The 12,772-nt window shown below is 58.3% G+C and carries 1 protein-coding gene; it reads right to left on the bottom strand.

What is annotated here, in order from left to right; genetic code table 11:
* Positions 1 to 12,697 (bottom strand): beta strand repeat-containing protein (locus AC6FTP_RS15360; protein ID WP_497207797.1); only part of this gene is annotated, 12,697 nt, incomplete at its 3' end.
* Positions 12,698 to 12,772 lie beyond the last annotated feature (75 nt).

Here is a 12,772-nt window from a genome sequence, read left to right as displayed (position 1 = left end):
GATTGCCGTTGCCGAGGCTCAAGGAGCCAGCGGTGGTCTTGTCGAGCAGGCCACCGCCATTCACTTCGGCGAGGCCGGACAGTGTGCCGGATTGTGCGGCAAAGGTGATGGTCTGCGCAGAGGCACCAATGCTGTTGCCATTCAAGTCGAGGGTCGCTCCATTGAGGGTAACCGTTGCATTCTCAGTGCCGGCACCACCTGTGCGGACAATATTGCCAGTCACTTCGACGGTTCCGCTAGTGAGGTTGATGTTTGAAGTGGAGGTTCGACTTGCTGAAGCGTTTGCCATGTTGATGGCTGTTCCCGTTCCTGTGCCCAGAGTCACCGTTCCACCTGAGATATTAAGATTCGCCGTTGCCGTTGCAGCTGCGGAACTGCTGTTGAGGGCCATGTTGACGGTGTCGATGGTGGCAGTGCCTCCTCCAATCGTGACGTTGGCTGAAGCTGTGCCGCCGTAGGCACCTGTGTTGCGCACCATTTCGAGAGTCGTGATGTCGAGAGTGCCTTGATCAAAGGTGAAGGTTGAAGTGGTCGCACCCGTGCCCGCACTTTTGGCCGCCATTGTCATCGTGCTGATGAGCGCGTCCGCATTGTGACCCGCCAAGAGGAATGAAGTGTTGTTTGCGATGCCAGTATTGACGGCACCATTAACCATGTTCACGACGGCGGCGTCGGTTCCATTGAAAGCACGGATTACCACCGAGCCGGAAGCACCTGCGAAGTTCAAAGAGCCTCCCGAGCGTGTGGTGTTTCCGCCGATATTGATCGTATCAGCGTTAATGATGTTGGTCCCTGCTCCCAGGCTGAGTGTCTGGACTGCACTGCCCTGACCTGTGCCTTGGCCCAGGCTCAAAGTGCCGGCGGTAATGCTAGCTGACGTTGAAGCCAGGATCAGAGTGGATCCAGAGGCAGGACTTCCCGAGGTATTGGTGTTGTTGTCACCCACCCGGAATGTGCCCGCGCTTCCCACATTTACGGTGAAGTTGCTGAGGCCGCTGAAATCAACCGTGGCCACGTTGGTGTTGGTGCCACCCGTAGCTCCACCAATCTGGAAGGTTCCACCATCATTGTTATTCACAAAGCTGCCACCGCCCGTGGCATTGAGCAGTGTGGTCGCACCAGCGGCGACGTTTGCGCCGATCGTCACAGCTCCGGTCACCGTCAGGGTCTTTCCAGCGTCCACAACAATTGTATTGGTGACGGATGCACTGTTGGTGGTTGAAGAGAGCGATCCGATGGTCTGATCGAATCCATTGAGGTCAAAGGTGCCTGCGGTTGCACCCGTGCCGATGCGGACGGTGGTCGTGGTGGGCAAGGCATTGTTCACGCCAATCATGAGCGTTCCCTGGTCGATCTGGGTGGCTCCGGTGTAGGTGCTGCCGCCATTGATCATCCAAGTGTTGGCGTCCGATTTGTTCAGAGTGAGAACGCCTCCTGCTTCCGTGAGCATACCGATCTGGTTGAGGATCGCAGGATCAGAGGTGCCGCGGAGTGTGAGGGTCTTATTACCCGCATTTTCGAAACGCACTCCCGAGGTGTAAGAAATGGCCCCGGTTCCGTTGCCATTCAGGGTGACGCCGCCGGTGGTGCCCTGCATGCCGATGAGGCGGTTGGTGCTGTGGCCGCTGCCTGTGTAGGTCAGGGTGGTGGCCGCCGTCGAGAGTCCCATGCGGATGATGGCGGCCTCGGCGTTGGCAGGGTTGCCCAGGGAACTGGCGCCACCGCCCACATTGCCGATGCTGCTGAAGGCAAGGCCTCCTGCCTGAACTTCCGTGGTGCCCGTATAGCTGTTTGCACCGGTGAGTGTGACGACGTTTGACTGTAATTTCAGCAAGCCACCTGCTCCAGCAAGTATCGCATCGATGGTGGTGTCGCCAGTGTGATTGAGGGAGAAACCAGTGGAGGCGGTGATGGTGCCGGTGCCGGTGATGGCTGGGCTGGCACCAGAGGTGGTGACGAGGCCGTGGCTGATGTTGTTGGCACCAAGGGCAAGGGTCGTCCCAGCACCGATGCTGAGGTCGCCACCTACCCCGAGGGCATTGGTCGCGCCGATGGTGATCGTGCCGGTGGTGAGCGTGGACGCTCCCGACCGGATCGAGGTCGCGTTCAGGGTCAGGTCACCTGCGCCGACCTTAGTGAAGGCACCGGAGCCGGAGCCAAGAGTATTCGCCAGCGCAAGATCAATGCTGTTGGTATTGATCGTGCCGCCGCCAAGCAGGAAGCTGATGGAACGGGTAGAGATGTCATCGGTCAGTCCTGCGCCGAGGCGAAGTGTTCCTCCCGCGAAGACGAGGCTTCCCGTGCTTCCGCCGATGTGATCCAGATCGCCGATTTCGAGGGTGCCTTCGTTGAGCGTGGTCTTGTTGGTTCCGCCGCCAGCGGTGTTGACCTGATTCAGGATGAGTGTGCCACGACCGGCTTTGGTGATATCGGCGCTGGAGGTGAGCGGGGAGGCGATGGTGGCTGTCAGGGTGGAGGTGGTGGCCGCCGAGGAGGGGTTCACGACATGAATGACATACTCATTGGTGCTGCCGACGGTGATGCCGCTGTTGAAGCCGCCAAGCGTCGTGTCGTAAGCCGTGCTGGCCACGCCGCCCGTGACGGTGAACATCAGCGCACCACTGGTGATGGCCAGGGTCTGACCCGGGCCAGTTCCGGTCACGTCGAGACCGGCGAAGGCGGTATTGTTGAGAATCAGGGAGTTGACCGTGGCCCCGGCGATGCCAGTAAGGTCCGCACCGAGCGATTCACGGACGTTGTCACCTGCCGCGGCCGCGCTGAAGATGGAAAATTCATCGGTGAGGTTCAGCGGCACGAAACCGCGGTTATCCACATAAGAGAGGAAGGTGTTGCCCATGTTACCATCAACCAAACCAGCCGCGAGGTTTTCGCCGATGGCCCAGGGAATGATGCTGACGTTCTTGGCCGTGCCGCCAATGGTGCCACCGCCGCCCACGTTGGCAGCAATCATGGCGGCGTCGTTGGCGTCTGCGACTTTGAATTGCGAGCGTTCATTTGCGGTGCCGCCGAGATTCCGCGCACGCACATTGATGGTGGCGGCGTTGCTCCGCGTCCAGCCGATTGCGGCGATCAAGCCAGCTTGCGCCGAAGTTCCACCGCTCGCATCCATTGAAACGTAGCTGGCACCGCTGTTCAAGACGAGGGAACCATAGGTTTCCGTCGCATTATCGTTGTCGTTATTCCGATTCGCAAAGCCACGCGGACGAGTTTCTCCACTGAATGGACCCGAGGCGGAGTTCAGGGTGAAAGTCGCGGTATCGCTGATGCGGTCCGTGACGTTGGTGTCGTCATTGTTATCTAGAAGGAAGTTGCCGGGGCCATTGATGGTAAAGAATGTGGCACTGCCAAGTCGGGCGGTGGCCCCACTGAGCTGGAAAAGACCAGAATTGACCACCACCGACCCGGTGAAGAGTCCGGTGCTGGTCTGGCCGGCGTAGTTGAAGTTTCCGGTGCCGGAGGCCATCACGATGGTGCCGCTCCCACTCAAGCGGCCGGAGAAGGTGCTGCTGGCAGCTTGGTTGATGGTGAGGGTGTGGCTGCCCAAGTCCATGATGCCGAAGTCGAGTTCGGTCTGGCGCTGCCCGCCGGCGAGGCCGCCGATGGTTTCATTCGCGAGCAACTGCACGGTGTTCTGGCGGCGCACGCCGAAGTTCAGCACCGAGGTGTCGCCGATGGCGCTGCCGCCGCTGACCTGGAGGATTCCGTCCTCGATCGCGGTGGTGCCGGTATAGGTGTTGTTGCCGGAGAGCCGCACCGTGCCGGAGCCGGACTTGGTGAAGGCGGAGTTGGTGCGCAAGTCAGCACCGATCTCGAAGACGGAGGAGCTGTCTTGGATGATGATGAGTTCGGGCACGTTGGCGGCCTGGGCACCGGAGAAGATGGTGCCGTTCATCAGGCTGGGCGTAGCGCCGACATTGCTCGTCACGAGGATACCGCCACTGTTGATGCCTAGCACACCTGTGGAGCTCAGCGCTACGTCGGAACCTGATGCGGCATTGAAGCGCAGGCTGTTGATGTAGGCGCTGCTGAGAGTACCGGTGAACCCGCTGGAGTCGCTGATGTTTTCCCCAGTCAGCCAGGAGGCGACAGCGTCCGTGGAGGTGGTGACAGCCGCGCCGATGTTGCCATCGGTCGTGTTGGGAACATTGCGGGCGAAGAAGGTGCCCGTGCCGTCCGTGACCGTGGCCCAGCCACCGAGGATGGCGTTGGTGCCAGTGCCGATGGTGTTGAGTGTGTCCGTGGTGATACCGTTGGTGGCGCTCTGGGTGCCGGTGGGCAGGTTGAAGCGGACCGTGCCGTCCAAGGCGTTGATGGCACGGGTGATGGCGTTGAGGTTCAGCACTAGATCCTGGCCCGTGCCGGGGTTCAGGGTGATCACCGCGCTTCCGCCGTTGGCGAGAGTGAGACTGCCGACGGATTGGCTGGTAGCGGCACTGTTGCTGCCGTTGAGGATCAGGTCCGCGCCGCGCATTTCCAGGGCGGAAGCGGTACGGAGTTTGGTGGTGTTGCTGGCGGTGTAGTCCAGGATCAGGGTGCCTTCATAGACGATGCTGGCACCGGTGGAGGCCAGACCGCTGTTGTCGCCCTTCAGCGTCGCGGTGCCAATGCCGATCTTCTCAAAGGCAGTGGAGCCGTCGCTGGCGAGGTTGGCATTCACCGTGCCGTCAAAGAGGTCAATCGCCCCTCCCCGCACGAAGACCGTGCCAGTGCCATCAATCTGGGCGGTGAAGCCGGCCGTGCGCTGGCCGAGGTCGAGGCGGGGTGTCTCGATGGAGAAGGTGTTGGTGTTCAGGAAGGCACCACCGGTGGAGTTGTCACCCAGCAGGATGAAGTCGAGGCTGCCGCTGTTCAGGGGACCAAAGATGTCGTTGGAGAGCAGGTTGATCGTCGCACCGGCACGTGAGTAAAGGCCGTTGCTGGTGCCAGCAGTGAAGGAAATGAGGCTGGCACCGTTGAGGTTCAAAACCGAGCTGGCGTTGGTCACGATGATGTCGTCAGCCAACACGCTCGGAGCGCCGCTCAGGGTCCAGTTCCCGGAACTCACCGCTAGGTCGGCGGCTACGCCGACCTGGGTGATGCCCCCGGTGATGAATCCAGTGGTGGTGTTGTCCGTGCCGAGCAGGGTGAGGCTGTTATCCAGCGCCTGCGTGATGGCACCCGTGTAGGTGATGCTGGCACCGCCTGTGCCATGGGCAGAGAGGGTAGAGGAAGCCGTCGTTGTGATAGGACGGTTGGTGGACTGGCTAGCGGAGCCGATGAAGCGCAGGTTGCCACCGCCAATCGTGATGGCCGTGCCTTGGCCCAGACTGCTTGCCGCACCGCTGATTCCGGTAACGGTGTTGAACTCCGCGATCCCCTCTCCCAAGGCGAAGTTGCCGGAGAAGGTGTTTGCCGCGATCAGGCGCACCGTAGCGTTTGTTTGCGCCCAGGCACCCGCATCGTCGTTGATGGCTAGGCTGTAGACGTTCCCTCCGTCGTTGATGATACTGGAGATGGTGAGGAGGCGGGCGGCGTTGTTCGAGACCGAGATGCTGCTATTGCCACCGAGGGTGACACCACCGGTGATGTCCAGTTTGGCAAGGGTATCCACCAGGGCGACGCGCATGGTGGCACCATTGCCCCCGGAGCCGAGCGTGACGGCCCCATTTTGGTTGACTAGGAAGTCCGTAACCTGGGTACCAGTCGTGTTATCCACTTGGAACTCACCCACCGCTCCCGCTGCGTAGATCAGGGTGCCGGAGCGATTGATGGTCTGACCGTCCACTCCCTGGACGATGTAACGACCGAAGCTGTTGAAGGTGATGTCATCCGGGAGAGTTGTAGCACTGGCGGCCGCAGCGATCGTGACCGTGCCACGATTGAAGATCAGGTCGCCGTTCCAGGTGCTGCCTGCGTTGTTGATGGTGAGGGTTCCGCCGAGCTGATTTCCTGTGGAGACCGTGTTATTGCTGTCAATAGTCAGGCTGCCAGAACCACTGACCGCGCCGGAGAGGGTGATATTGCGGGCAGCGTTGGCGGCGGGGCCGTTGGAGTCGGCCATGTTGATGAAGGAGTTGCCGCTGACATTCACGTTGCCGCTGTAGGTATGGCCGTTCCCGCCTGCAGAGAGAGTGCCACCACCGAGCGTGAGGGCATTGGTCACGGTGCCCGCCGTGGCGTTGTTGTAGTAGAAGGCACCGCCCGTATTCACGGCGACGTTGGCGCGCTTACCTGTGACACCCAGAGCGTCGATGTTTGTGATCTCCAGAGACCCACCATTAACCGTAAAGTCGGAGGTCAGACCGGGGTTGAAAGCATTGGCACCATTGTCGGCAGCAGCAGTCAGAACGACTCTTCCACTTCCAGTTTTGGTCACATCCTTTTCCCCCTGCAAACTGCCAGACAGGGTGAGGAGGGAGGCTGCATCGGCGACATTCCAGGTTTGATTGGCACCGAGACGAAGCGGGGCAGAAATCGTGACCGCCGGGGGACCACCCGCAGTGATCCTGATCCCGTCTGTGGCGACCTGCGGAGCGACTTCAAGACGGTTGGTGCTCACAGCCCCAGGAGCGATGGTGACAGATGTTGGCGTGGTGGTGCCCGCCTCGAAGGTCAGTGAGTTGATCTTGATGTTTTGCCCCAGCGTGGTGGAGAGTGGAGCAGCGGCGATGCCATCGTAGGCAAAGACAACGTCCGTGCCGCTACCTGGTATAGAAGCCGCTGCAATGGTGCCCGCCTTATCGGTGGACCAGTTGTTGGCGTTGGCGTTCCAAGTGTTGTCCGTCAAACCCCTCCAATAAGAATTACCCGTGATGAGCGTACCGGTGGTGAGTTGGACGAGATTATTTGTCACCGTCCATGTGAAGCCGGAGAAGCCACCAGGAGTGGCACCCTGGATGATGTTGCTGGTGCCAAAGGCAGTGAGGCCTCCGTCCACAAGATTGAGGAGGGTGTAAGTGGTGGATGGGTTAAGGCCAGCGTCCGTCAGGTTGAACGTAATGGTGTTGGCCAAGTTCAGTGTGCCACCGGTGAGGAGCGTGAGTGTGTCCGTGTTCAGGAAGTCACCCGCTGTGCTGAGGTCACCCACATTGAGGTTTAGTGTCGCAGTACCTGCTCCGGCACCGAGATTCAGGTTGGTGAGGTTCGAGATGGCGCTGCCGTTGCCATCCAAGAGGCTGAGGGTGGACCCACCGCCGACTTCGATCCTAGTGATGGCTCCCGGAACGGTAAGACCACCGGAAAGAGCCAAGGTGCTGCTCCCCGTTGCGATGAGGCCGGTGGTGCCATTCAGCGCCGAGTTGATGGTGAATGATCCACCTCCCGTGCTGCTGGTGGTGCCCTGGTAGGTCAGCGTCATGCCTGTTGGCAAGGTGAGGGCTGTGTTGCCCGTCTTCTCAATCGAAAGCGCACCTGTGCCTGAGTCCGTGATCGTGCGTGCCCCGGTGTTGTTGATGCTTACGGTGGAATTATTGGCTCCAAAGATGAAGGTTGCCGGGCTAGCGGAGGTGTTGTCGATAATCACAGCGCCATCCGTTGTTGCGGTCAGGGCGTTGATTGTTTCCGTCTGTCCACCCAAGTCAAACGTAGCTGTATCACCAGTAACGAGTTCCGGACTGAGAGTCAGGCCACCATAAGCGACAGGAACTGCCTGCGTGTCCAATCCATGGCCGATGACCTCACTTGCGGTCAGACGAATGGTGCCACGGTCCAAGTCGATACCAGCATTATTGCGGTTGAAGTTGTTCACGCCTCCACCTGCACCACCTAACGTCAGGGTACCATTACCGGTCTTGGTGATATTCAGACCTCCGGCAGCCGTGTTAGTGGTCGTAAAATCACCGTTGATAATAGTCGTTCCAGCGCCATCAACGGTCCAAACGCGGTTAGAAGTGGTTAATGCATTCGCCGTGGCACCCGCGAAAGTGAGACTCTTGCCAGAAACGATGTTGTTCGTCAGCCCCGTGTTGTTGGCTGCGTTCAGCAACTGAAGTGGCTGAGAGAAGGTCAGACTGTAGTCCCCAGATGCTGCCGTGGTTTGATTGTTAATGAGGCGTACCGGATTACTGACTGTGCGGTCAGCGCCATAGGCAAAAAAGGTGCCAGCACTGAGATCGAGATTTCCAGCACCACTACCAAGCGTGCTTGTGGCAATACCCAAGGCACCCGCACCTACTGTCGTCGTGCCCGTGTAGGTGCTTGCTCCAGTCAAGATCCATGTGGCCGCGCCATCAACGGTCACTGACAGCGCGCCCGTGTTATCAGTGAGCGCATTTGTAATCATGTTTCCTGCGGTATTGGATCCGCGGAGGAAGAGTGTCTTTGCAGTCGTATTGAGCGTGTTATTGACGTTGGTTAAAACCAAAGGCCCCGAACCATCCGCATGGATCTGAGAACTCCCGGTTCCACCATCCACCCCTAATTGGATGAACCTATCACTGGTCTCTCCGCTACCAACATATTGGAGAATACCTGCACTGTTTCCCGTTCGGCTGAGAACGATAGCTTGCGCCGCCAGATTCGCGCCTGTGCTCGTGCCAACGCTCGTTGGCGTGCCAGGGGTGGCACTATTACCAAGTGAGCTGACCGTCAATGTCCCCTGAATGATCGTGGTATCCCCTGTGTACGTATTCGCACCTTGGAGCCTCAAGATACCGCCCCCCTCTTTCCTAAACCCGCTGGCCCCGGTGCCGCTGAGCACGCCTGTCATGGTCGCAAAGTCCGCGCCCGTATTCCCATTGTCGCCGACGTTGACCGTACGCACAGCCCCATTGAGATCGATGGAATTGGCAAAGATTACCTCTGAAAGAGCTGAGGATGAGTTCAATAGAAGCGACTGGACGCCACCCGTCCCGACAAAACCGCCACTACCCCAAGTAAGCGGGGTGACGGCGTCGTTGTTCAAAGTAACGGTAAGAGGCGTGGAATGCGCGGCGAAACCACCGCTACCAGTGGTGCCCGTCCAGGTCACAGTTCCACTGCCTGCCGTGGCAGTTGCAGCGACGTTTCGAGTGAAACTACCACTCATCTGGAGAATCCCCGAAGTCGTCGTCGTGCCCAAGGCAAGAGGACTATTCACTGGTAAAGCACCGTTGTCATTCAAACCAAGAATGCCTTCAGAGATCGTCGTGGCTCCTGTGTAGTTATTAGCACTGTTTCCAAGGTTCCATTGCCCTGCTGCAGTCTTGGTCACGCTGGTGATATTGGCACCGGTGCCGCTGTCAGTGAGCTGTGGATTGAAGGTATTGTCAGCCGTGGAAGTGCCCGTGAAGATCAGTGTCTGCGGGCCCACAATACCGTGCGCAATCGCTCCTGTGTTGCTCCAGACGATGGAGTTTCCATTCGAGGCGGTGCTCGAAAGAGTAGCACCAGTGCCCGCAAGGGTGAAGAGGCGATCCGTGGAAGCAGATCTGGATCCATAGGTGAGGTTGCCATCAACGATATTTCCCTGGTAAACCAGTCCGCCCGTCGAACCATTGAAGACGAGGTTGGCTGCGGCGCTCGTAGAAGCGCCAATACCACTCGCTAGCCCACCGTTTGCCAGTGTGTCCACAGTCACTAGGCCAGTGCTTCCGATGGTGGTAACGCCAGTGTAAGTGCTGCTCCCGAGCCAGCTTTGTCCGCCGGTCCCTATTTTGGTCAAACTAATCGCTCCGCTTACAATCCCAAGAGATGTTCCCGTTCCGTTAGCTCCACCGACCGTAAAAGTTGCGGGCGCAGCACTGGTCACCGTGCCGTTATTCGTGAATGTATTGGTGTTGCTCACCGGGGTGATACCGTTGAGATCCAATGTCGTGAGTTGTCTCAGCGTCAAAGACGCTCCAGCTCCAAGATCTCCTGTCCCCGACAACTGAATGCTACCTTCATTGATGGTGATCGTTCCCGTTTGCAGATTGTCCTTGGTTAAAATCAGCGTTCCTGCACCACTCTTGGTGATACCACCTGTAGTTCCTGCCGTGAGAACTGTATCGACGGTCAGACTGCCTGCATTGACATAAAAGGTCAGGGAACCACTGCCACCCGTGCTGAGTCCGGTGCCGCCCGTGATCGTCGAGGCACCCCCTGTTGCCAAAATGGCACCATCCGTGTTTGCCGCCCCCGTGCGAATGGTCAGGGTCGAACCGCTAGACAGTGTCAGAGACTGAGCGCCATTAAATTTGAGTGTATCCACAGTCTGCGATCCTTGGGCAGTGATGGCACCGTTAATGGAAAAGCTATCCGCACCCGCGGGCAGAGCAGCACCCGCAGGCGCATTCACAAAACCAGCATCTGTTCCATATACTGGGGCACGCATGACACCACCAGCACCGCCAAAGGCAAAGTCAGTGCCTCCAAAAAAGAGACGTGGGGAGGCGTTCAAGCCGGCTTGGCCGGTCAGGGTAACTGTATTCGTGGTGCCATTGGAGCCAATGATGTTCAATGTGGCCCCATCACCAATCGTTCCAACGGATGAGAATATCAGGGAAGCTGTCCCACCCACACCAGGAGTGAGTTTCAATTTGTTGGCACCATCCGTCGGGGTCAGTGCCGCCATTGTCTCCACATTGTTGACGCCATTCTGACCTACCAGCTCAAGCGTGCCGCCAGCATACTGGTTGGTTTGGACAAAAGTCACGCCTGAGGCGTTATCCACGATCGTTGACGTCGCCGCATTGGCCCTCAGTTTTAGCGTGCCGTTGGCAATCGAAGTAGCGCCCGTATAAAGATTGGTGGCGGAGAGAGCCCAAGTGCCACTTCCGACTTTGACCAACCCGCCCGTGCCCATAGCTGGCAAGGCCGTGGTAATGAGGTTGTCGGCTGCATTCGTCCCGCCTAGAGTCAGGTTCTGATTGCCAGTGACAGGCTTTGTAAAGGCTCCACTTAAAGTTACCCCAGTCGTGCCTGTCTGGTTCGCATAAATGGAGTTTCCAGCAGTCGTACCATTCAGAACGATGGGCCGTGAGGTGGTCAAATTAGCAGCTGTGGGCGCTGTCGAGGTGCCGATGATCAAATTGCCTGCCGTGGTAGTCGCATTTCCCAACGTGATGGTTTCCGCATTTGCTGCCGCACCGATAGATCTGAAGTCTGTGATCGCCATCGATCCTTGCACACTCACCGTACCATCGAGAGTCGCCGCGTTACCTAAGATGGTGAGGAGACCCGAACCTGTCTTCGCTAAGTTGTGATTAAAGGCAGCAGCGGAAGCAGTCACGTTGCCGTTGATGAGAGTGTTGCCGTTGCCAGCAATGTTCATCGTTCGACCGGCTGTATTATTGGCATTGCTCCAGAAAGCTCCCGTGAAGCTGAGTGTCCCACCCAGGCTATTCGTGAAAGTACTGTCGCCATCCGCGCCACTGACCGGGGCCGTCGTAAATGCCATTCCGTAGCCGTTGCGACTGCTGAAGGTAACACCAGCACCGTCTTCATGAGTCAAAATGCCAAAGTTGGCGACGCCGTTGACCGCGCTTCCGCCAGCAGAATGGTCTGCGAACATGGTGCTACCATTGCCACGAATGTAAACATTCGCATTGCTTCCGCCCGACTGAATCAGTGGCGAATCCATGCGCAGCTCTAGAATACTTGCGTTGATATCAAGCACACTGCTAATCCCCGACGCTGTGCGGGTGCCCAGCACACCATTGGATGTGATTCTAACAGTGCTCTGTTGTCCTGTGGTGCTGGCGCTTACGCGCACGGCCCCAGAGAATCCAGCTGAAGAGGAAGGATTCAAAAACAACGTGCCGCCGCCCGATTTTTCGAGAGTGCCGTCACCCGTCAAAGCGCCGGTCAAGTTGTAGTTGGATACACCGGTCTGATTGGTGCCGCCCAGGGTATTGATCACCGTGCCTGTAGTGCCTATGGCGATCACGGTATCCACGTCGAGAGTGCCACCGAGCGTCAAGGTGCCATTTGCCGCGGTCATTCGAGTGTTCACCCCAGCGCCCGCAGCAGGAACACCCATGTTCACAGTGCCCGAGAGTGTGTTGTTTCCAACGCTCACGAGAGCTGCACTGCGATCCGAGATCGGCCCATAGCCCTGAAGTGACAGGTTTCGGGAAAGAGTAAATCCAGCGGAAGTACCATCCAAGACCAAGGCACCGCCGCCAAATCCACGCGTGGCAGATCCCGTTACAACGACAGCAGATGCATCAGTCCCAAGCTGATTCGTATTCGAGATAACCAAGCTGCCGCTACTGATCGTCGTCGTGCCCGTGTAAGTATTGTTCCCTGTGAGCCGGATCGAGCCGCCCCCTGTCTTCGTGAGCCCATCCGCTCCTGCAATCACGGAGTTGATCGTGGCAAACTCACCCAACTCCGCATACAAGCCCGCTCCCGCACCAGCAAGCGTCAAGGACGTGCCTCCGGTGAGAGTGTAACCGGCACTGTTGAATCGCACCTGATTAGCCGTGAGCGCCCCGCTCAACGTCACGGTATTCAGAGTCGGCAGCGCCGAAAAGGCTTTTGAGAAAATGGCCGTGTCGGCGCTAGTGTTTCCCCAAGTCGTCAGCGCCCCAGCAGGCACAGGCCACCAGTTTGTAGACACAGCATCCCATGTGCCAGTGCCACCAAGATTCGTGCCATCGACCGCGTTACCCACATCACTGCCGTCCGTGTCCCAATAAAAGGTTGCCCCCTGCAGCGGTTGAGCGATCTGCCAGCAAGCAGTGAGAACACAAAGAAATGAGCCAATGGGACGGCGGCAATCGCGTAGCGAATACATGGTTGAGTGGGAGGGCTTGGTTGGAGTCCGATTTTAAATACGTGCTGATAACATCAAAATCCCATCAAAGAGTCG

Source organism: Prosthecobacter sp. (genome assembly GCF_044378005.1).
In the GTDB taxonomy this organism is placed as follows: Bacteria; Verrucomicrobiota; Verrucomicrobiia; order Verrucomicrobiales; family Verrucomicrobiaceae; genus Prosthecobacter.
The sequence above is the reverse complement of the archived record's forward strand: the minus strand, read 5'-3'. Positions and strand labels throughout refer to the sequence as shown.